This window comes from Streptomyces sp. NPDC046716 (genome assembly GCF_040645755.1).
Classification (GTDB): Bacteria; Actinomycetota; Actinomycetes; order Streptomycetales; family Streptomycetaceae; genus Streptomyces.
In genome coordinates, this window is record NZ_JBEYYU010000009.1 from 35346 (window position 1) to 56495 (window position 21150).

15 protein-coding genes are annotated in these 21150 nt (G+C 72.9%); 4 read left to right on the forward strand and 11 right to left on the reverse strand.

What is annotated here, in order from left to right:
- Positions 1-106 precede the first annotated feature (106 nt).
- Positions 107-1528, forward strand: coding sequence for a xylan 1,4-beta-xylosidase (locus ABZ930_RS09345; protein ID WP_361544077.1), 1422 nt, complete (start codon positions 107-109; stop codon positions 1526-1528).
- A 56-nt stretch (positions 1529-1584) separates the two neighbouring features.
- Here ABZ930_RS09345 and ABZ930_RS09350 read toward each other — a convergent pair whose 3' ends face one another.
- The 5 genes from ABZ930_RS09350 to ABZ930_RS09370 form a co-directional block, all read right to left on the reverse strand.
- Positions 1585-5385 (reverse strand): lipopolysaccharide biosynthesis protein, encoded by a 3801-nt coding sequence (locus ABZ930_RS09350; RefSeq protein ID WP_361544080.1) that lies wholly within the window; start codon positions 5383-5385, stop codon positions 1585-1587.
- The gene (locus tag ABZ930_RS09355) at positions 5378-6199 is read right to left on the reverse strand and encodes a polysaccharide deacetylase family protein (protein WP_361544083.1); all 822 of its coding nucleotides are present in this window, start codon (positions 6197-6199) and stop codon (positions 5378-5380) included. The genes ABZ930_RS09350 and ABZ930_RS09355 overlap by 8 nt, the downstream gene beginning before the upstream one ends.
- Complete coding sequence (locus ABZ930_RS09360) at positions 6196-7215, reverse strand: glycosyltransferase family 2 protein (RefSeq protein WP_361544086.1); 1020 nt, start codon at positions 7213-7215, stop codon at positions 6196-6198. Before ABZ930_RS09360 ends, ABZ930_RS09355 begins: the two co-directional genes overlap by 4 nt.
- Positions 7212-8015, reverse strand: a complete 804-nt coding sequence (locus tag ABZ930_RS09365; protein ID WP_361544460.1) for a glycosyltransferase family 2 protein — start codon at positions 8013-8015, stop codon at positions 7212-7214. Before ABZ930_RS09365 ends, ABZ930_RS09360 begins: the two co-directional genes overlap by 4 nt.
- A gap of 422 nt (positions 8016-8437) precedes the next feature.
- The gene (locus ABZ930_RS09370; RefSeq protein WP_361544089.1) at positions 8438-8824 is read right to left on the reverse strand and encodes a hypothetical protein; all 387 of its coding nucleotides are present in this window, start codon (positions 8822-8824) and stop codon (positions 8438-8440) included.
- A 349-nt stretch (positions 8825-9173) separates the two neighbouring features.
- On the opposite strand from ABZ930_RS09370, the gene ABZ930_RS09375 reads away from it, so the two are divergent.
- Positions 9174-9971 (forward strand): SGNH/GDSL hydrolase family protein, encoded by a 798-nt coding sequence (locus tag ABZ930_RS09375; protein ID WP_361544092.1) that lies wholly within the window; start codon positions 9174-9176, stop codon positions 9969-9971.
- 22 nt (positions 9972-9993) lie between these two features.
- Here the strand turns inward: ABZ930_RS09375 and ABZ930_RS09380 are convergent, their stop codons facing one another.
- The 4 genes from ABZ930_RS09380 to ABZ930_RS09395 all read right to left on the reverse strand — a co-directional run bounded on the left by ABZ930_RS09380 (position 9994) and on the right by ABZ930_RS09395 (position 16050).
- Positions 9994-11643 carry a serine/threonine-protein kinase gene (locus ABZ930_RS09380; protein WP_361544095.1) on the reverse strand — a complete coding sequence of 550 codons (1650 nt, stop codon included), beginning with the start codon at positions 11641-11643 and terminating at the stop codon, positions 9994-9996.
- 52 nt (positions 11644-11695) lie between these two features.
- On the reverse strand, positions 11696-13093 hold the full coding sequence (locus tag ABZ930_RS09385; RefSeq protein WP_361544463.1) for a sulfite exporter TauE/SafE family protein: 1398 nt from the start codon (positions 13091-13093) through the stop codon (positions 11696-11698).
- 35 nt (positions 13094-13128) lie between these two features.
- On the reverse strand, positions 13129-14439 hold the full coding sequence (locus ABZ930_RS09390; RefSeq protein ID WP_361544098.1) for a tetratricopeptide repeat protein: 1311 nt from the start codon (positions 14437-14439) through the stop codon (positions 13129-13131).
- 63 nt (positions 14440-14502) lie between these two features.
- On the reverse strand, positions 14503-16050 hold the full coding sequence (locus ABZ930_RS09395; RefSeq protein ID WP_361544101.1) for a DUF4331 domain-containing protein: 1548 nt from the start codon (positions 16048-16050) through the stop codon (positions 14503-14505).
- Positions 16051-16684: 634 nt separating this feature from the next.
- Between ABZ930_RS09395 and ABZ930_RS09400 the strand changes: the two genes are divergently transcribed.
- Together ABZ930_RS09400 and ABZ930_RS09405 are read left to right on the forward strand one after the other, a co-directional pair.
- On the forward strand, positions 16685-16957 hold the full coding sequence (locus tag ABZ930_RS09400; protein WP_361544104.1) for a hypothetical protein: 273 nt from the start codon (positions 16685-16687) through the stop codon (positions 16955-16957).
- Positions 16958-17214: 257 nt separating this feature from the next.
- Positions 17215-18945 carry an amidohydrolase gene (locus tag ABZ930_RS09405; protein ID WP_361544107.1) on the forward strand — a complete coding sequence of 577 codons (1731 nt, stop codon included), beginning with the start codon at positions 17215-17217 and terminating at the stop codon, positions 18943-18945.
- 77 nt (positions 18946-19022) lie between these two features.
- Here ABZ930_RS09405 and ABZ930_RS09410 read toward each other — a convergent pair whose 3' ends face one another.
- Both ABZ930_RS09410 and ABZ930_RS09415 read right to left on the reverse strand, forming a co-directional pair.
- The gene (locus tag ABZ930_RS09410; protein ID WP_361544110.1) at positions 19023-20255 is read right to left on the reverse strand and encodes a type ISP restriction/modification enzyme; all 1233 of its coding nucleotides are present in this window, start codon (positions 20253-20255) and stop codon (positions 19023-19025) included.
- Between the two features lie 22 nt (positions 20256-20277).
- Complete coding sequence (locus tag ABZ930_RS09415) at positions 20278-21027, reverse strand: GntR family transcriptional regulator (protein ID WP_361544113.1); 750 nt, start codon at positions 21025-21027, stop codon at positions 20278-20280.
- Positions 21028-21150 lie beyond the last annotated feature (123 nt).

Sequence of the window (21150 nt, forward strand, 5' to 3'; positions counted from 1 at the left end):
CGCGTCACCTGTGCCGCACGGTGCGCCCGTCACCTCGGCCGCCGTGACGAGGCGGTGCCGGCGGACCCTGTCGGTTCCTCAACTCCCCTGGTTACCCTTGTCCTTGATGAGACGTCATGGGTGGAATTCGGGGGTGCGGCGATGGCGGCTGATCGCCGCGCTCGGCGTGGCCATGGTCGCACTGGCCCTGGCCCTGACGGTGCTCAGCACACTCCCCGACAGCAGGGTCAGCACCGCCGGCACCTCGCCCGACGGCGACAAGGTCCACGGCACACCGGCCAACCCGCCCCTGCAGGAGGGCCCCACGGTCGGCTGGGGCTTCACGCACACCCAGCACTCGGCCGACGAGGGCGCGCGGAGCGCCGTCATCCGCGCGGAGAAGCTGCTCGGTGAGCGGCCGATGCCGCAGAACCAGGCGATCATGGGCTGGGGCGCGGACAACCCCGAGCCGTTGAAAGGGCGTTACGACTTCGACGCGCTGGACCGCCGCATCGACTTCATCCGCGCGTCCGGCGGCACCCCCGTGCTCACGCTGTGCTGCGCGCCCGACTGGATGAAGGGCGGCGACGCGGGCGTCGACAACACGAACTGGAGTCAGCGGAACCTGGAGAAGGCCCCCGACCCGGACCACTACCAGGACTTCGCGAACCTGGCCGCGACGGTCGCCAAGCGCTATCCGGACGTACGCCACTTCATCGTGTGGAACGAGTTCAAGGGTTTCTGGAGCGACGGGAAGGGCCGCTGGGACTACGAGGGCTACACGAAGCTCTACAACCTCGTCCACGACGCCCTGAAGAAGGTCGACAAGGGCATCAATGTCGGCGGCCCCTATCTGGTGATGGACAGCGTCGACCCGCGGCAGACCCACGGAGCGTCGGACGCCGTCGGGGGGCCGTGGGGCCGCATGGACCAGCGGGTCGTCGACGCCTTCGACTACTGGAACGAGCACAAGGCGGGCGCGGACTTCGTCGTCGTCGACGGATCGAGCTACACGAACGACGACGAGATGCTGCCCGACGAGTTCGCGGCCACCGACAAGTTCACGGCCGTCAGCGCCTGGATCGAGCGGGCGACCGGTGATCTGCCGCTGTGGTGGGCCGAGTACTACGTGGAGCCCGCCGACAACAGGGACGAGCGCGACGGCTGGAGCGAGGCGCACCGCGTCGCCGTGCAGGCCGCCGCCCTGATCGCCCTGGCCAAGGGCGGCGCGACCTCCGGGTTCTACTGGAACCCCGAGGACGAGAGGGGCCGCGCCTGCGCCGGCTGCCTGTGGCGGCCCACGGACAGGGCCGGCGGCGGGGGAGCGCTGCCCATGTACGGGCTCGTGTCGCGGTTCAACGAGGAGTTCGGCCCGGACACGGAGTTCACCCCGGTCTCCGTGGCTCACGACGACGCCCCCCACGTGCGGGTCCTCGCCGACGACAAGGCCGCGCTCGTCGTGAACACCCTGAACCGGACCATCAGCGCGAAGGTCGACGGCAGACGGTTCGAGATGCAGGGCTACGAGGTGAAGTGGCTGAAGCGCTGAAGCGCTGATGCGGTAGGAGGCACCGGCACCGGAGGAAACGGTGCCGGCGCCTCCCGTCAGTGCGGACCCATCGTGAGGAACCGCTCGACCAGCGCCGCCAGCACCACCGCGAGCAGCGGCAGCGAGAACCAGAACGTGCTCTGCAGCAGACGCAGCCGCCGCACGCTCGGCGGCGTCGCCACCCGGACCACCTCACGCGCCGTGAGCAGCACGATCAGGATCAGGGCGGCCAGCGCGCCCACCACCGACCACGGGGTCCAGGTGATCAGCGGGCCGGCCGGGCCCGGATCCGCCCGCTCGACCGCGCCGGACGGCGGTGTGCGCAGCCGGTACAGGGTCGCGTCGTCGTTGACGTAGGCCTTCACCAGCTCCGTACGCCGGTCCAGGTTCTGTGTCAGCCGGGCGGACCACGCCGGGGAGTAGCCGGCATCGAGGCGCAGATACACGACCTGACTCTTGTTGATCATCAGATACGAGTTCGGGCCCGCGTCCTTGAGCGCCTTGACGAGACCGCCGACCAGGACCGGGTCGGCGGGCGCGAGCGTCGGCACGTACTGGACCCTCTCCATGTCGCGCGCGCCCCACGGCAGCGAGGGGGTGACGTTGTCGACGGTGTCGTCGCTCAACCACAGCAGCCGCACGGTGGGCCGGTCATGGGCGTAGACGTAGTCCATCGCCGCGACCTCGCCGGTCCTGACCCGTTCGAACGGTTCGTTGCCCCAGCGGGCCACGAGGAAGCCGCCGAACAGCAGCAGACCCGCCAGCAGCGCCGCGAGCGGAGCCAGGGTGATCCGGTCCCTGTCGCGTTCCTTCTCGGTGACGCCGGTCCGCGGGAAGAGCGCGAGGCCCGACAGGAGCGCGGCGCCCGGCAGCGCGAACAGGAAGACCCGCAGCGCCATCTCACCGCCGTACGACTGCATGCCGAAGCCGAGGAACGGCACGAAGGTCAGCACGAGCAGCGAGCGCTCGCGGTACTTCCAGTCGTGCCGCCGCCACCAGCCGAAGCAGGCGAACGCCAGGACGCCGCCCGCAAGCAGCACCCGGGTGTACAGCACCAGCTTGTGGGTCGAACCGCCGCCCTGGATCCGGCCGGAGACCGAGGACGAGACATTGCCGCCCACCCCGCCGATCCCGCCGAACAGGTCGTCGAAGTGCCCCGACCAGTACGGCTCCGCGAAGAAGCCCAGCCAGACGGCGACGACCACCCCGAACAGCAGCGGCAGCCCGCGCAGTTCGGACCGGCGGGCCAGGACCAGGACGGCGAGCACCGCCAGCATCATGAACGGCGTCAGCTGGTGCGCGGGGACCGTCGCGGCGAACAGCGCGATCAGCACGACGAGCAGCACGGCGCGCCGGCGGCGGTCCAGCGGCTCGGCCTCCGCCTCGCCGGGGCGGTGCCCGGTCCGCAGCATCCGGGGCGCCCGGAACCAGACCAGCAGGATCGCCACGAACATCAGATAGAGCAGATACGTGAAGCCCTGCGGCGAGAAGTAGTCCTGGCCGACCCAGCCGCTCAGCACGAAGATCCACAGGCCGGTCCACTTGGCCTTCCAGCTCGCCCGCACCGAACGCAGCAGCAGGAACATCGGTGCCAGGAAGAGCAGTTGGAGCGTCACCGGCCACCAGCGCACGACCTCGCCGAGATCGCTGACCCCGCACGCCTTGGCGACGAAGGCGGCCGCGGCGAAGAAGCCGGGCCAGCTCCAGCGGGCGTCGAGGTCCGGCACCGCCGAACCCGTGCGGTCGATGTGGTCCAGGAAGCCCAGATGCTGCCAGGCGGTCGCGAAGCGCGGCTCCGTCTCGATGACCGCGGGCAGCGCGTGCAGCGACACCACGGTGGCGAGCAGGGTCGCCCACAGCAGCCAGGTGTGCGGGCGTTCGAGCCACAGCAGCGACGCGAAGACGCCGATGAGCAGCGCGCCGCCGAACAGCGTCACGGGGGAGAGGGCCGAGATCAGGCCGAGCCCGCCCATGCCGTCGAGATCGGCGTCGCTCATGCCGAGGACCGGACCCCAGTACAGGCCGAGCCCGGCGACCAGCAGCAGCGCGAGGACGGTCACGGACGGGGTGAGACGGACCCGCGGCGGCTTCGCCGGGGCCTCCGGCGCCGGGGCGGCGGGCCGCTGGGGCACCGTGCCCGGGCCGCCCGGCGCCCCCGGCCCGTCCGCGTCGGCTTCGTCGCCGGACGCCTGCGGGGCCGACGCCTCCTCCGCGTCCGGTGACCTGGTTCCGGCCGCCCAGGACGGCCGGTGCGCGGTGGACGGCCCGCGCGGCGGGGGCACCGGGCCCGGGCGCACATCGGGCCGCCGCTCCTGGTGGTCCAGGTTGAGCTGCACCGCGAGTTGCAGCGTGTCCGAGTCCATCGCGCCGCGCAGCGCCTGCTTGGGGTCCCGCCTGCCCGTCGCACGGGCCGGTGCCGCCGGCATCCCGAGATCGGCGAGGTCGCCGTCGGGCGCCACGCTGTCGGAGGGCGCCGCCGCGGGCGCCGCGCGCACCACGCGCCACAGCTTCGGCCCGGCGATCGTCATGATCACCGCGAGCGAGCAGAACTCCGCGACGCCCGCGCCGGTCAGCCCCATCCGCGGCAGCAGCAGCAACGTCAGGCCGAGCACCAGCACGCACAACAGGCCCTGCAACCAGGCGAGTCCGGCGGTCCGGCTCTGCGCCCGCAGCACGGCGAAGTACGTCTCCATGACCACCCGCAGGGCGGCGCCCACGGCGCACCAGCGCAGCAGCGGCGTCGCCGCGTCCGCGTAGGCCGCGCCGAAGACATGGAGGACGTACGGAGCGAGGACGAACAGCAGCGTGCAGACCGGGATCATGATGCGGGCCATCCGGCCGAGCGCCGCACGGGTGTTGGCGGCGAGCCGCGCCGGGTCGTGCGAGCCCTCCACCGTCAGCGAGGCGCCCATGTTGATGGCCAGCAGATTGACCGTGCCGCTGATCGTGGTGGCGATGTAGAAGTACGCGTTGTCGGCGGAGCTGATCTGCGCGGCGATGACGACGGGCACGAGGGACACGACGGCCAGCGAGAACAGCGAGCCGGTGGAGTCGCCCGCGACGAACCGGCCCATCTGCCGCAGCGTCGGCGGATCCGCCCCGCCGTCGGTCGCCGCGATGTGCCGGGGCACCAGTCGGCGGAAGACCAGCCAGCCCAGCGGGACCACCGAGAACGCGATCGCGACGACCCAGGACACGAACACCCCGGTGGTCGCGAGCGCCGCCGCGAACGCGACCAGCAGGCCGAGCTTCACCAGCGAGAACACGGTGTTGCCCACCGGCACCCACAGCGCGCTGCGCAGCCCGGTGAGCACCCCGTCCTGCAACGTGAGCAGCGCCCACGCGACGACGGCCGCGACGAACCCCAGGCCGTTGACCGGCCCGTGCAGGAATCTGTACGACGGCCCCCACACGTCCAGGGTGAGCAGGAAGACCAGCGCGGCCAGCGCCACCGCCAGCGCACTGCCCGCGTACGTACGGAAGATGAGCCGTCCCGTGCCGCGCCCGGCGATCGGGATGAAGCGGGCCAGGGCCCCGGTCAGCGTCACGGCCATGAGTCCCGCGAGGAACTTCATCGCCGCGATCGCGGCCGAGCCCTGACCGACCGCGTCCGCCGTGTAGTAGTGCGCGGCGGCCAGCCAGTAGCCGACGCCGAGCACGCCCGAGATGCCGGTGTTCAGCATCAGCGCATAGGCGTTGCGGAACAGCTGGTCACCGTTCCCCGGCCCCATGCCGTGTGGTCTGCCCTTCCTGCTCCCGCCCCGGCCGGGCAGCCTGAGTCTGCGGCCGGGCGGCGCCTGCGGCTCGGCGGTGGTGGTCGGTCCGGCCTTGGCGGTGGTGGTCGTCGTGTCAGACACGGGTACGAGCTGCCTTCCGGCGGGCCTGTCGGGCTCTGCGGACCACGGCGTACCCCTTGGTCAGAGCACGGTCCGTGGCGAAGGTGCGGCCGATCGCGCGGCCCTCGACCAGCCGCTCGAACTCGGCGGCGTCCGTGGAGCGGCGCACGGTGACGCGCTGCAGGGCGTACGGGCCCTGCCGGCGTCTGGCCAGTCCGTTGCCGACGGCGAGCGACTGGGCGAAACCCGCCGCGCGCACGGCCCGGCGCACCCGCCGGTCGGAGTGGCCGTACGGGTACGCGAAGGAGACGGGCGCGGCGCCCAGCTCCCCCTCGACGATGTCCTTGCAGTGGCGCAGCTCGAACGCCAGCCTCCCGTCGGTGAGTTGGTCGAGCTGCGGATGCGTATGGCTGTGCCCGCCGATCTCCACGCCCTGCCCGGCGAGGGCCCGCACCTGGTCCCAGTCGAGCATCGTGTCGAGCCCGCCGCCGGTGTCGTGCGCGCCCCGCAGCCACCCCGTCGAGACGAACAGGGTGGCGGCGAAACCGTGCCGGGCGAGGACGGGCAGGGCGTGCCGGTGCACGCCCTCGTAGCCGTCGTCGAAGGTGATCAGGACCGGCCGGCGGGGCAGCGCCCGGCCGCCGCGCCAGATCGCGGCCAGCTCGGCCGTGGTCAGCGGGGTGCAGCGGTGGTCGGCGAGCATCTCCATCTGCTCCGCGAACCGGCCGGGGGAGACCGAGAGGGTGCGCGTCTCCTCGCTCGGCTCCCGGGCGACCGAGTGGTACATCAGGATCGGGACGGGCACCCCGTCCGGCATCCGTGCGTGCTCGGTCATGCCGCTTCCCCCAGGTCGTCGTCCCGGCCGGTCTCCGCGACGGTGAACGAACCGGCGCTCCCGCCCCGCGCCCGCAGACTTCCGAGCACGTAGCCGCCGGTCGCCGCCGCCACTCCGGCGACGATGGCCCCGGCGCGTCTCGCGCCACCGGCCCGGCCGAGCGCGGCGTCGCGCAGACCGCGTGCCACTCCGGCCGGGAGCACCCGGCTCGTGTAGGCACGCTCGCTCTCAAGTCCTCTCTGAGCGCCGACACTTCGGGCGACCAGGGCCTTCGACAGGCCCTCGGCGTAGGTGCGCGTACGGAAGTAGGCGAACCGTTCCCGCGCGGGCGGCACGCGGTGGTGGATCACCGCGCGGTCGTCGAGGAGCAGGACCGCGTCCGGCCGTGCGCGGGACAGCCGGATGCACAGTTCCGTCTCCTCGCCGCCCAGCGGCCGCTTGTCGCCGTCGCGGCCGATGCCGGTGGCGAACCCGCCGACGGTGTCGAAGGCGGTCCGCCGGAACGAGGCGTTGCCGCCCAGCACATTGCGCACCGCGGTCCGGCCGCGCGGCAGCCCCTTGTACGCGCAGCCCACCACCCAGTCGAACTCCTCGGGGAACCAGACGGGCCGGCGCCCCGACGCCCAGATCGGCTCGGTGCGCCCGCCGACGGCCAGCACCTCCGGGTCGGCGTAGCCGTCGGCGAACCAGTGCAGCCAGTCCCGCTCCGCGACCGCGTCGTCGTCGAGGAACGCGATGATCTCCCCGTACGAGGCGGCGATCCCGGTGTTCCGCCCGGCGGACAGTCCGCGCGGCCCCCGGTTGGCGAGGACCCGGACCCCGGGTGTCTCCTTGTACTCCCGGGTGAGGCGGTCGAGCAGCGCCGGACGGTGGTCGACGACGAGCAGTGTCTCCAGAGCTGGGCGGGACTGTGCTCGGACCGAGTCGACGGCGGCGAGGATGTCGCTCCAGCGGTCCTCGGTGTACACGCAGACGACGACCGAGATCGCCGCCCCTGGGTTCCGGGGCTCCGTCAAGACCGGTCCCCCCGCGCGAGGCCGGCCTTCGGGGCGGCGGCCCTGACGCGCAGGCCGCGCCGGTTCGACCGCTCCTTGAGGATCACCCTCAGCACCCGGATCCCGTCCCGCACGGCGCGCAGATTGCTCGCCCCGTGGATGCGCAGGTACTCGTGGCTCGGGATCTCCTGGACCTTCAGGCCCGCCTTGACGACCCGGATGTTCATCAGGGTCTCCACCTCGAAGCCGGTGCAGTCGAGGTCGATCTCGTCGAGGCAGTGCCGCCAGAACGCGTTGTAGCCGTAGCAGAGGTCGGTGTAGCGGGCGCCGAACTTGGCGTTCACGGCCGTGCACAGCGCCCAGTTGCCCAGCTTGCGCACGGGCGTCATGTCGTCCGTGCCCCCGCCGTTGGCGAACCGGGAGCCCTTGGCGAAGTCGGCCCCGGACACCAGCGCCGACACATAGCTGACGATCTCCTGGCCGTTCGCCGAGCCGTCCGCGTCGACCATCACGATGATGTCGCCCGAGCAGGCGTGGAAACCGGTGATCAGGGCATCCCCCTTGCCCTTGCCGTGCTGCGGCACGACCACCACGTCCGGCCGCAGCCCCCGGGCCACCGCCACCGTCCCGTCGGTGGAGTTGCCGTCCACGAGGACGACCTCGTGGATCCACCCCGGGAGCGTCTTGAAGACGTAGGGCAGGTTCTCCGCCTCGTTCATGGCGGGAATGACCACGCTCACCCGTGGCGCGATGGCCAGGTGCGTGGAGATCGCCCGGTACTGGGCGGGTAAGTCGTCGGGCGTGGCCCCGTCGTCCGGCATGGCCGGGCGCACCACGGAACTGCTCATGAGTCTGGTCCCTCTCGTCCGGTGGACCGCCCGCCCCTCGGGCGGTCCGGCTGTGTATCCGGTTCGAAAGGGGGGTTCTCACTTACGGCCAGGCCGGATCGGCTCTCCGTACGGGCCGGGTGAGCTGGCAATGCACACCGGTTGGTTGGACCGGTCGCGCGGCACGCGACTCGACGACCCACCCCTCAGGAACAAGCGAATCACCGAGCACGGCACCCCCCTACCGCGCCCCGCGCCGGGCCCGTCGCGATCGTGAGCCCTCCCCTTGATCGCAGTACGTGATGGACCGATGCGGGTGGATGTACGACGGTATTGATGATTGAGACTGTATGGCAAGACCTGAAACAAGCACTCACTTTTCGGCTGTTCTGTCCATTGGTTGAACGAGTGCCCCACTAATGGAGTTTGTGTCTCCCTTTGCGGAAGGCGAGTTGCAGCAGGAACGCGAGCGCGGTGAGCGCTCCCACCGCGATGACCCCGCCGTCGACGGACCAGCGGTGCGTGGCGAGCATTCCCTGGGCGATCAGCATCACGACACAGACCGCGCCGGCGGCCGAGACGAGGATGCGCACCCCGGGGTCGAGGCCGCGCAGTGCCGTCGCGAACGCGGCGCCCGGCGCGGCCAGCAGGAAGAAGAGCGTGAGCGGTCCGCGCAGGGGTGAGCCGGTGTGCGTGAGCGCGAGCACCAGTCCCGCACCCGCCGCGACGGCGCCGGCCCCCGCGAGCAGGTACAGCGCGTCTCTGCCCTGCGGGCGGTCCGCCTTGATCCTTATGGTCTGCATGGGCGACTTGCCCCCTGAAGCGCCGGATGCCGGACTTCAATGTGGCGCAGCGGCCGGGGCGGCGTCAAGGAGCTCCAGGACGGCACGGCCGGGGAACGCCGTTGTCGCACTTGTGAATTGACGGCCAGTCAGCAGTGGCGCGTACGAGCCGTCGGAGTCGGGCGTTCCGTCCGGACCCGCTCAGCGGTCCGAGGCATCTACGGGCGTAGCTCGGCCGAACTGAGGGTATGTCATAACCCTGACATGTACCTGCAATTGAACGGCCGGTGAAGGTCCGTCAGGGGTACTTCCCGGTAACTCCGTGGCGTGCTACCACAGATGTGGCAGAAATCCTGCTAAGGGAGGTTCCATGAGACGTTTCCGACTTACGGCATTCATGACTTCGTTCCTCTTCGCGGCCGGCGTCGCCCTCACCGGGGCAACGGACGCGCAGGCCGCCGCCACCGGCTATGTGGCGCTCGGCGACTCCTACTCCTCGGGGGTCGGCTCCGGCAGCTACACCAGCGAGAGCGGCGCCTGCAAGCGCTCCACCAAGGCCTACCCGGCCCTGTGGGCGGCCGCCCATTCACCCTCCAGCTTCAACTTCACCGCGTGCTCGGGTGCCCGTACGGGTGATGTCCTCTCCGGCCAGCTCGCCCCGCTCGGCGCCGGCACCGGCCTCGTCTCGATCAGCATCGGCGGCAACGACGCGGGCTTCGCCGACGTCATGACCACCTGCGTCCTCAACTCCGAGGCGACGTGCCTGAACCGCATCAACACGGCCCGCGCGTACGTCACCTCGACGCTGCCCGCCGCCCTCGACAAGGTCTACGACGCGATCCGCGCCAAGGCCCCGGCCGCCCACGTCGTGGTCATCGGCTACCCCCGCTTCTACAAGCTCAGCGGCACCTGCGTCACGGGCCTGTCCGAGAACGAGCGCTCCGCCATTAACAGCGCCGCCGACCTGCTCAACACCACCACCGCCAAGCGCGCCGCCGACCACGGATTCACCTTCGGCGACGTGACCACGAAGTTCTCCGGGCACGAGATCTGCTCCGGCGACTCCTGGCTGCACAGCGTCAACTGGACCAACATCGGCGAGTCGTACCACCCGACGGCCGCCGGACAGTCCGGCGGCTATCTGCCCGTGCTCACGTCCAACGCGTGAGCCGTACCCCGTGAGCGCCGGCTCACGGCGTGGGTGAACCGGTGGTGGCTCCCGTGGAGGGGGTCACCACCTCGCACGTCACGGCGTAGGCCACGTAGTTGGACTTCACCGCGACCGGAGCGCGCACCTCCACACCGATCTCGTCGTGCAGCGTGCCGCCGTCCTCGTACCGCGTCTCCGTCGTGTTCACCGTGCGGCTCTTCGCGTCGCCGGAGCCGAGGCTCAGGGACTTCCAGCCCGCGTCCGACGGCTCGCCGGTCTTCGTCACCCACCGGTACTCGACCTTCGCCGGCGTACGCCCCACGGTGATCGTCGCCGCGAAGGCGGGGGCCGCGGAACCCGGCGGCGGGCAGGGCCCCGAGTAACTGCCGCGGACCGCCGAGACGCTGACCCGCACCGACTGGGCGGGCGTGGTCGTGTGACCGCCGCTCCCGCTCCCGCCGCCGTGGCCGGACGACGACGTGGCGCCGTAGGACTCCGACTCCGACTCCGACTCCGACTCCGACGCGCTCGGGCTCCCGCCGCCCTTGGTGCCACCGCCGGAGCCGCCGGCCGACGAATTCCCGCCGTCACCACCGTCACCGCCGCCGCCGTCACGGTCGAGCAGCGCGTACGTCAGTCCGCCGATCGCCAGCAGCAGGATCACGAGGCCGGCCGTCAGCGCGCGCGAGGCGCGGCGGGCCGCCCGCGGGCCCGTGTCCTCCGGGACGGCCGACGTGGTGCCGGCCGCGGGCAGGGGAAGCGGCGGGGTGGGCGCGGCGGACGGCTGCCGCGAGGTCGCCGTCGGCATCGACGACATCGGCGAGGCCTGTACCGGGTCTCCGCGCAGCGCGCCGCCCGCGCCGACGATCCGCAGATCCCGCTCGGCCTGCGCCGCACCGGTCCGCTCGGCCGGGTCCTTGCGCAGCAGGCCCTCGATGACGGGCGCCAGCGGGCCCGCGCGGCGCGGCGCCGGCAACTCCTCGTCGACCACGGCGCGCAGCGTGCTCAGCGGGGTGTCCTGCCGGAACGGCGAATGCCCCTCGACGGCCGCGTACAGCAGTACACCCAGCGACCACAGATCCGACTCCGGACCGGGCGTGCGCCCCAACGCCCGCTCGGGAGCCAGGAATTCGGGAGAGCCGATCACCTCGCCCGTCATGGTGAGCGCCTGTGTGCCCTCCACCGTGGCGATCCCGAAGTCGGTGAGGACGATCCGGCCGTCGTTCGACAGCAGCACGTTCCCCGGCTTCACGTCGCGGTGCAGCACCCCCGCCCCGTGCGCGGCGCGCAGCGCGGCGAGGATCTCGGCGCCGATGTGCGCCGCGCGCTGCGGGGGCATCGGGCCCTCGGCGTCGAGCTGGTCGGCGAGCGAGACGCCGCGCACCAACTCCATGACGATCCACGGGCGTTCGTCGTCCGTCGCCACGTCGTACAGCGTGATCACATTGCGGTGCGAGATCCGCGCGGCGGCCCAGGCCTCGCGCTCCAGGCGCTGGTACATCCGGTCCCGGTCCGCCGTCGGCAGGCCCGCCGGGGCCCGCACCTCCTTCACGGCCACCTCGCGCCCGAGCACGTCGTCATGGGCCCGCCACACGGTGCCCATGCCGCCCTCGCCGATCGGGTCGAGCAGCCGGTACCGGCCCGCGACGACCCGCCCGCTGCTCCCGCCACTCCCCGGCCCTGTGTTCACGGGCGCCGCCCCCACTCGCCACGACAACACGACAAGTCTGAACAAAAGTAGCTCAACCGAGGGCCGTTGCGGCCCCCTTGAACACCAATCCGCACCCGAGGGCCAGGACGACACAGGCCGATCCGAGCGGAAGCAGCCGCCCCGCGGCCCGCCGGGTCCCGGTCCCTGCCCGTTCCAGCCGACGGGCCGCGAACGTCCCCGCCCGTACGACGACGAACCCGGCGGCCGTGAGCGTCACCGCGAGCCCGGCCCCGTACGCGACCACCAGCAGCACGCCGAACCAGGCCCGGCCGAGCGCGGCCGCACCGACCAGCACGACGACGGCCGACGGACTGGGCACGAGACCGCCGGCGAAACCGAGGAACAGGGCACCGCGCACGGTCGGGGCGGGCCGTGCGCGACCGGACCGGTGATCGTGGCTGTGGCTGTGGCTGTGGCTGTGAGGGTGTGCGTGCGGGGTGTGCCTGCCGCGCCAGGCCCTGCGGACGAGCAGCACTCCCGCGCCCGTCACCAGGGCGCCGGCGGCCAGGCCGAGCCAGGCCACGATCGACGGCGCGGCCGCGGAGCCGCCGATGACCAGCGCGCCGAGCGCGACCACGCCCAGGGTGTGGGTGACGGTGACCGAGGCCGCGAGCGGCAGGACGTCGCGCGGGCGGGCCCGGCCGCGCGCGGCCGCCGTCGCCGCCATCAGCGTCTTGCCGTGCCCGGGTGCCAGGGCGTGCAGCGCGCCCAGGAGCAGCGCGGTGCCGAGGGCGAGTCCGGCGAAGCCCGGGGTCAGGTCGTGCCGGGCGACGAGGCCGGTCAGCGCGCGGGTCCAGCGGTCGGCGCCGCGGGGGAGGGCCCCGGAGACGTCCGGCGCCGGGCGCTGCGCGGCCAGTGCCGGGCCGCCGGGGCGGACGCGGACGGCGGCCGAGGTCGTGTCGGGCGGGGAGGACAGCAGGCCCTTCGGATAGCGGGTGAGGAGCCGGGATGCGGAGACGCGGGGGACGTCGCTGCGGGTCAGCGTGGTCCGGTCGCCCTGCGCGGTGATCTCGTGCCAGCCGGGCCCCGGCCCGCCCGGCGCCCGGAAGGCGAGCGCGGCGGCGGTACGCGGCAGGGGCGCCGTGGACCGGCACTCGACGCGCAGGGTGCGCAGCCCCGCCTGCCCGGGCCGGAACGCGGCCCGGCCCGCACCCGAGGTGAGCGCGGCCGGCCGGCCGTCGACGGTGAGCCGGGAGTCGCGGGCGGCCCGCCGGCACCGGTCGAGGGCCCAGCGCGCGAGCCCCGCACGCCCGATGGCCGGCTCGGCCTGGGCGGCGGGGATCTCCGCCAGGTCCTCGACATGGGTGACCAGAAGCCGGCCGGGAGCGGCGACGAGCCCGTCATGGGTGTTGGTGGTGAAGTTCCCGAGCGGATGCGCCGACGCCCGCCCGGCGGGGAGCGCCAGAAGAAGGACGAGGGCGCCGAGCAGGGCGAGAACGGCGCAGCGGGCCGACGGCGTAATCCTCACGGCGTCTCCCGCAGCAGCCGCCGGGCCTCGGCCGCGCCCAGCGGCGAGAACGCCGGATTGCACCGCAGCGCCTTCGCCAGCCACTCCCGCCGCTCGGCGCCCCGCGCCACCGCTCCCCGGTGGTACAGGAACGACGCGTCCCGGAACCCGGTCCGCGTCGCGAACCGGACGTACCGGAGGGCCTCGCGGTCGCGCCCGGCGCGGTGCAGGGCCCAGCCGAGCGCGTCCGCCGTGTGCACGGTGTGCCGCCGCGCCCACTCGGCCCGCGCCGCCCGCAGCGCGGCCGCCCGGTCGCCGTGGTCGGCCGCGGCGAGCGCGGTGTCGAGATCGACGTCGACACCGTTCGCGCGGGCCGTCGCGACCCACGCCGCCACCAGCCCGTACTGCTCGCGGGCCGCGCGCGGATCGCCCCGCGCCTCGTACAGCTCGCCGAGCGCGACGAGCGGCCCCGGCAGCGGGTACCGGGCCACCACGTCCCGCAGATCGCGGATCGCGCCGGCGGTGTCCCCGCGTCCGGCGCGGGCCCGCGCCCGGCACTCCAGCGCGGACACCGAGTCGGCGGCCGCCCGCAGGGCCCGCTCGCACCGTTCCAGCGCGGTACCGAAATCACCCTGCCGCCAGGCGAGCAGGCCGAGCGCCGTGGCCACGTACGCCACGTCGCCGGGCGCCGACGCGGCGGCGAGCGCCTGGGTCAGGACGTGCCGGGCACCGGTGACGTCGCCGCGCAGCTCATGAACGTACGAGAGGCGGGTGAGGACCGGGATGCCCGGGCGGCGGGCGTCCGCCTCGTGTGCGGCCCGCGCGGCGGCCGGGTACCGGCCGAGTTCGACGAGGGCGTCGATACGGGTGGACAGCGCGCCCTCGCTGTACGGGTTCACGGCGAGCGCGCGGCGGGCGTCGCGCAGGGCGCCGCGGAAGTCGTGCCGGGCCGCGGCGAGCGCGGCGCGCCCGGCCAGGGCGGCGTCGTTGCCCTCGGGGCGCAGCTCCAGCGAGCGGGTCAGGGCGCGCCGGGCCTGCGGATAGCGGGACGGGTCGCCGAGCGTGCGGGCCTGTTCCACATAGGCCGTGCCGAGCGTCGCCCAACCGCCGAAGTCCCGCGGCTGGGCGCGGAGATGGGCCTGGAGCGCGCGTACGGAGCGGTCGGGACCGGCGGTGCCGAGCCGCTGCCCCGGTGGTGCGGCCGGGGCGACGGCGGCGGGCGCGGGCCCGTCCCCGCCGCGGCCGCCGGCCACGAGCGCGCCCCCGGTGAGGGCGAGTGCCAGGGCGCACGCGGCGACGGCGGTGCGTCCGGAGAGGCGCGGAGCCATGGGGGCCGCCTTTCTGGGGCTTTCCGGGAACGGAGGGTGTCGTCGGCGGTGCGGCGGGCGCGGCTAGCGCAGCCCGCGGCGCCGCGTCCGTCCGCGCCACCAGGCCAGGCCGAGTCCGATCAGCAGCGCGCCCGCCACCCCGGCCGCCGCCGACGCGACGAGCAGCGTGTTGTCGTCGGTGTCGTCGCCGGACCGGGACGAACTCGATCCCAGCGCGCCGCCGTTGAGGACGCTGCGGGACGTGTCGTCTGCGTCTCCCGCCTTCGCCGATCGTCCGCGTGATCCGGAGGACGGCAGCGCGACATAGGGGAAGGAGTCCCCGAACTTCTGGTCGTTGGCGTTCACCGCGTCGCCCAAGTCGTTCTTCTTGCCGACGAGTTCGCCCTCGACGGCCTGGAGCTCGATGTCGACGACGTCGTCCGTCAGCCGCCTGCCGTTCGGGAATCCGGCCCTGTCGCCGTCGAGGACCCCCAGCCGCTTCGGTGAACCGGACGGCCGGACCGAGGTGTTGAGCCGCAGCATCTCCGCGGGCCGGACGCGCGGCGGCCGTGTCAGCCCCTTCACTCCGGTGAGGAACACGGAGACCAGGTCGTCGCGCGGCTCGGCGGGAGCGGGCAGCTTGTAGATCGCCCGGAGCAGCTTGGGCAGTTCCGGCCTGGTCACGTACGGCAGGAAGTCCGCGTCGTTCCACGGGTGCGAGGCGTTGAACCGGTCCTTGTCCTTCTGGGCGATGACCAATTCGTTGACCAGCGGCGAGCCGAGCCGGGAGACCTGTGTCCAGTCGCCCTCGGCGTTCCTGCGCTGCGTGGTGGACCAGACGCCGATGACCGGCTGCCGCTCCGACTGCGTCAGGGAGGCCGTCGGGACCTGGAGGGCGACCGTGTTCACGTTGTACCCGGCGAGGGTGTCGCGGCCGACCTCCGACAGATTGCTGCCGTAGAGGAGGTCGAAGACCCGCAGATCGAGGAAGAAGGGGTCGTCGGCCTGCCCGGCGAACGCCGTGCCGCCGCCCTTCACCCGGCGTATCGCCTGGCCGCGCAGCGTCTTGTAGTCCGGCATCGACGCCCTGCCGACGTTCGACGGCGCCACCGGGAGATCGTCGGCGAGCTTCGTCGTGGAGACGGTCTTCTGGTCGCGCAGCTTCAGCAGGTCGATGTCGTAGGTCTGCGAGACGTTCAGGTCCGGGTCGTCGAGCGCGGTGACCGGGCCGGTGTTGTAGAGGAACGTGCCGCCGTTCCTGGTCCTGGTGTGGAACGTCCAGCGGTACAGCAGATCGCCCTGGCCGTCCCCGTCGCTGTCGATGTGGATGTCGTGCTGGGAGTTCTCCGCGAACGGATAGAAGTTCGGTCCGCCGGCCGGTTCCTCGAACGGGGTCCAGTTCGCGATCAGCGTCGTCGTGTCCGGCCTGTCCGGGCTGACGAACGCGTACACGTCCGTGGTGTCGTGCTGCGGGTCCCCGGAGATCAGCGGGGCCTCCCGGTGGCTGGAGGCGCGGGCCTCCCTCGGCTGCAGCGTGGTCGCGCCGGCGGCGAGCCCCCCGGCGGCCAGTACTCCGCTGATGAGCGCGGCCAGCGGGCGAAAGCCCGGCCGTGTCCTGGCAGTTGCTGTCATCGCGTCCGTCCTCACACATCCGTGCGCCCTGAACCTGGGGCCCGCACCGACGCGCGGGCTTCTCGACGGCCATTCGGGCCGCGGGGCGCCGTGGATTGGTCCGCGCCGCGGGGCCGCGCGGGCCATCGGGTCGCGTCCGCGGCGTGCGCGCGGCGGCGGAGCGCGAACAGCGGGCCGCGCGCCGGGTCGCGGCACGTGATATCGCCCACGTTTTCGCCGCGTCGGCCGCCCGGGTCACCCGGGCCCGGCCTCTCCGTCGTCGCCTCGGCCCGTCGCCGGCCCGCGCGGCCGGGAGCACCGGCTGCGGGTCGCCATCGAGGGCTCCGCACCCCCGAGTTCCTTGGCGGGACTGCCCTACAGGGGCTCCGACACGCCGTATCCGGCCACCGACTTGACCTCGGTCGCATCCTTACTGACGGTCACGGCCCGTCCGGATCGCAGCTCGAAACGTCCGTCTGGCGCCCATCTTGTCCAACTCGCCCTGAATTCAGTTGGATTCGGAGAGTAACCGGTGAGGGGCCGTCAACCTCCCTATGAGGGAGGTGAATCCTGCGACCGGGATACACGAGTGTCGCGATGGGGCGATAGGGTTAACCTGCCCGGGCCGGGTGCCCTCGTACGGGTGGGGAGTGACATGGAACAGATAACAGTGCGCAGCAGGCCTCGTGTGCCTGCGATCACCTGCGGGAGCAGCGCGACCAGTTCGCGGCTCGACCGCCATCTCTCGGTGCTCGGCGGCCCCGCCGTCCCGCAGCGCGAGACGGCCGAGGCGACGACGCTGATGCGTGAGCTGACCGCGCGTGACACCGCGCACGATGAGCGCAGCACGAGCCGTGCGCGGGTGCGGCGGGTCTCGCTCTTCGCACCACTGCGGCGACTGCGCCGCTCGCTGTTCGGCGGCCACTAGGCGGCCGCCCGTCCAGCAAGGGCCCCGGGCCCGTATCCGACCTCCGCGCCGTACGGCGTACCGCTGCGCATCTCCGCGACCGTCATCCCCACGGCATGCGGCGGGCGCCTCGGCGGGGGAGTCGGGTGCGGGCCCGGGGCTTTCCCGTAACACCGTTGTCATGCACGGATGTTGACGGAGCAACTTTCGGGGTCCAGGGTGGCGGCTGATCATCAATGGCCGGTACAGCTACACCCACCTCACCCCCGGAGGTTCGCGTGTGTGACCTGCACGACCAGCACGACCACACCCAGGCGCTGATGGCCTCGGGTCCCCAGCTCAGCAGGCGCCGCATCATGCAGCTGCTCGGCGCCGCCGGAGTGACCGCCGCCGTGACGGCCGCCGACGCGGACCCCGCGATGGCCGCGGCGGACGACGCCACCCCCGCCGCGTACACCGCCCCCGACGGCCTCGCCGAGGACAGCCCCGCCAAGTCCACCGCCCTGGCCTGGATCAAGGGCAACACCTCCCGGATCACGGCCCTGAACGCCGAGATCTGGGAGAACGCCGAGCTGTCCCTGCGTGAGTGGAAATCCTCGATCGCCGAGGCCGCCTTCCTCGAACAGGCGGGATTCGACGTCGTGTTCGGCACGGCCGGCTTCCCGACCGCCTTCACCGCCACGTTCTCCTACGGCAGCGGCGGCCCCGTGCTCGGCTTCAGCGGCGAGTACGACGCGCTGCCCGGCCTCTCGCAGAACAAGGGCGTCGGCCACCACGACCCGCGCGAGTACGTCCACGACCCCTTCGCCCCGGGCTACGGGCCCGGCCACGGCTGCGGCCACAGCGCGCTCGGCACGGCCGCGGCGTCCGCTGCCGCCGCCGTCGCCCAGGCCGCCAGGAAGCACAGGCTGCCGGTGACGGTGAAGTTCTTCGGCTCGACCGCCGAGGAGACGCTGATCGGCAAGACGTACGCGGTGAGCCGGGGCGTGTACAAGGGCCTCGACGCGTTCCTCGACTGGCACCCCTCGACCGCCAACGCCACCGGCTGGGGCTCGACGACCGCGATGACCGCCGTGACCTTCACCTTCCTCGGTGTCGCGGGGCACGGCGGCACCCCGCTCGGCAACAAGTCGGCGCTGGACGCGGCCGTGATGATGGCGACGATGTCGGAGTTCCTGCGCGAGGAGAACCTCGCCCCGTCGGGCCGCCTGCACTGGGTCATCAACAACGGCGGCGACATACCGAACGTCACCCCCGAGATCGCGGAGATCAGTTACTACGTGCGCGAGGGCAGTCCGGCCCGCGTGCAGGTGCTGCTCGACAAGGTGATCGCCGTCTCCGAGGCCGCCGGCAAGGCCTCTCAGACGAAGGTGCGGCACCGCATCACCTCCGCCTGCTGGAACCAGCTGCCGTCCAAGTCCTTCGCCGAGCTGCTGCACGAGAACATGCGGCAGATCGGGCCGCCCGACTTCCCGGCCGCGGCCCACACCCTGGCGAAGGAACTGCAGGAGTCGCCGGGGCTGCCGCAGCAGGGCATGCACGCGAAGATCGGTGAGCTCACCCCGCCCAACCCGGTCTTCCTCGGCGGCGGTTCCACCGATGTCGCCGACATCAGCTGGAACGTGCCGACCGTGTCGATGGGCGCAGCGCTCGCCCCGATCGGGACGAAGATGCACACCTGGTCCACCGCGTCCTGCGCGGCCGCCGCCCCCGGCCAGGCCGCCGTGGTGGCCGCCGCGAAATATCTCGCGGCGACGGCGCTCGACCTGATCACCCAGCCCGCCCGTCTCAAGGCGATCAAGGACGAGTTCGAGGAGCGGACCAAGGACGTCGAGTGGAGGACGGCGCTGCCGGACGGCTATGAACCCCCGATGTACGAGCCGCCGGCCTGGTTCCTGAAGAAGACCGGGCAGAAGTGGCCGCCGAACAACATCACCTGGCCGCCCGAGCGGGTCGTGTCGCAGGAGAAGTTCACCTCGCTCGGCCCCGAACTCGCTCCCCAGACCTGACGATCGGAGCCGGTGCGGCTTCGTCGCGTTGCTCGCGCCCACGCGGCGGAGCCGCACATCGATACAGCCCCGCGCCCCTAAAGGATGGCGAACTGGCCGCCGGGGCCCTCCTCCTGGTGGTCCAGGACCGTGGCCGGGCGGCGGGCGGGGGACGGGATCGGGAGGACGCGGGCGCGGGTCAGTTCGGCCGGGGTGATCCGGTCGCCGATGGCCGCCGTCAACTCCAACTGCTCAGGCATCAGTTCGGCCAGCAGCGCGAGCACGGTGATCAGCTCAAGGAGGTCCGACGTCCACGGCTGCGGCCAGGTCTTCGGGCGGACCGCCGCCAGGGTGCCCGGCTCGGCCGGGGCCGTGCGGCGGGCGAACCACTGCTCCAGGACCCGCACCCCGCTCACCTGGAAGTCCCAGGAGGCCGCCGGGACCGGCGAGATACGGCCGTCGCCGACGAGCAGGGCCTCCTCCTCACGGTCGTAGCGGAGTTCGGCGGGCCGGTCGGGCAGCGGCGCGCGGACGTACGGGCGCCGGCCGCCCGGCAACTTGGGGCGCTCGGTGCCTGCGCCGCGCCGCTCCAGCCACAGGACACGGCGGCCGAGGTCGACCCCGCGCCGCCAGACGTCCGGGTCCACGGGCAGCGGCACCCGGCACGTCCGGTCGGCGCCGCGCCCGGCCACGGCCAGGATCCAGGCGAACAGGTCGGCGGCGGTGACCTCGTGGTCGTACGTGCCGGACAGGTGCTGGAGCAGCCCCGGCGCGATGTTCGGCTCCGCCGCGCCCGGGCGGCGGTAGAGCGGGCGGATGCGGCCGGGGCGGCCCGCGGGGGAGCGGCCCTCGGGCAGCACGGCGCAGGCCAGCACGGCGGGGCCGCCGGCGTCGGGCACGTACCCCTGCTCCACCAGGTACAGCTGCCGCTCGTCCGCCACCCGCCACAACTCGGGCCGGGCCGCGTCGATCAGGCGCTGATCGGGGATCAGCCACTGCTCGTCGAACGGGCCGTGCAGCACGCGGACCGGCTCGGGGCACGGCCCCGCGGCGTGCGCGAGCGGCTCGGTGCCGGCATGGACGCCGGGGAGCTGGGCGGCCGCGGTGTGCAGCGTACGGTGACGGGTCGCCTCCAGCAGCGTCTCGCGCCGGGCGGGGTCGCCGTCGACGAACGTCTCCCAACGGGCCTTCAGGGACGCGGCGTCCGGCGCGACGGGCCAGCCGCGGCCCAGCCGCAGCGGTGCCACGGACCAGGGCATGAGGTCCGCGAGCGCGATGGCGTCGGCGTCTGCGTGTGCTTCGACGGGGCGGTCGTTCGTCACGCCCGGCATGGTACGTCCCCCCGCCCGTGCATCAGTCGGCGTCCAGCGTCACCGAGAACGAGAAGCGGTCCCCGCGATAATGGATCACCGCCACGTCCAGGACCCTGCCCTCCTCGTCGTACGTGATGCCCGTGTAGTGCAGGATCGGGCTGAGCAGCGGCACTTCGAGCAGCCGGGCCGTCTCCGGATCCGCGAGGCGGGCCTCCACCGAGTCCGTGACCCGGGTGATGCGCACGCCCACGACGTCCCGCAGCACCTTCGTCATCGGCCAGCGCTCCAGATCCGCGACGTCGACCCGCTCGGCGAGTTCGGGCCGGATGTAGTTGCGGGCGTGGTTCGTCGGCTCGCCGGTCTTCTCGTCGCTGCGCAGCCGGTGGTACGTGGCTACCTGCTCCGCACCCGGGAAGTGGTCGGTCAGCGCCGCCGGTACCGGGATCGTGCCGTGTTCGAGCAGCTCGGCCGTCATCCCGGACTGCTGCGCCACGATGGCGTCCACCGAACCGAGCAGCCGCACCGGGGCGCCCCGCCGGGCCGCCGGTTCGATGAACGTGCCGCGGCGCCGGTGCCGGGTGATCAGCCCCTCGTCCTCCAGCTCCTTCAGCGCCTGCCGCATGGTGAGCACGGAGACGCCGTAGTGGCCCGCCAGTTGCTCCTCGGTGGGCAGGCGCAGCGGGTCCTGCGGGGACCGGCCCAGTATCGAGGCGCGCAGGGACTGCGACACCTGATACCAGAGCGGCAGCTTGCGGTTCAGGACGATCGAGTCCGGGGCGAATGACGTCACGGGGTTATCCGTATCGGTCGGCGACGTGATGTGCAATGCGGGTGCGTTCTCGGGGTGCGGGTGCGTCGTGGCTGGTCGCGCGGTTCCCCGCGCCCCTGAAGCGAGCGAAGCTCGCCCTCAGAG

Bases quoted from the DNA above. Each gene is read 5' to 3' on its own strand.
- ABZ930_RS09345 (WP_361544077.1), top strand. From the start codon at position 107: ATGAGACGTCATGGGTGGAATTCGGGGGTGCGGCGATGGCGGCTGATC.
- ABZ930_RS09355 (WP_361544083.1), bottom strand. From the start codon at position 6,199: ATGACCGAGCACGCACGGATGCCGGACGGGGTGCCCGTCCCGATCCTG.
- ABZ930_RS09365 (WP_361544460.1), bottom strand. From the start codon at position 8,015: ATGCCGGACGACGGGGCCACGCCCGACGACTTACCCGCCCAGTACCGG.
- ABZ930_RS09370 (WP_361544089.1), bottom strand. From the start codon at position 8,824: ATGCAGACCATAAGGATCAAGGCGGACCGCCCGCAGGGCAGAGACGCG.
- ABZ930_RS09375 (WP_361544092.1), top strand. From the start codon at position 9,174: ATGAGACGTTTCCGACTTACGGCATTCATGACTTCGTTCCTCTTCGCG.
- ABZ930_RS09390 (WP_361544098.1), bottom strand. From the start codon at position 14,439: ATGGCTCCGCGCCTCTCCGGACGCACCGCCGTCGCCGCGTGCGCCCTG.
- ABZ930_RS09395 (WP_361544101.1), bottom strand. From the start codon at position 16,050: ATGACAGCAACTGCCAGGACACGGCCGGGCTTTCGCCCGCTGGCCGCG.
- ABZ930_RS09400 (WP_361544104.1), top strand. From the start codon at position 16,685: ATGGAACAGATAACAGTGCGCAGCAGGCCTCGTGTGCCTGCGATCACC.
- ABZ930_RS09410 (WP_361544110.1), bottom strand. From the start codon at position 20,255: ATGCCGGGCGTGACGAACGACCGCCCCGTCGAAGCACACGCAGACGCC.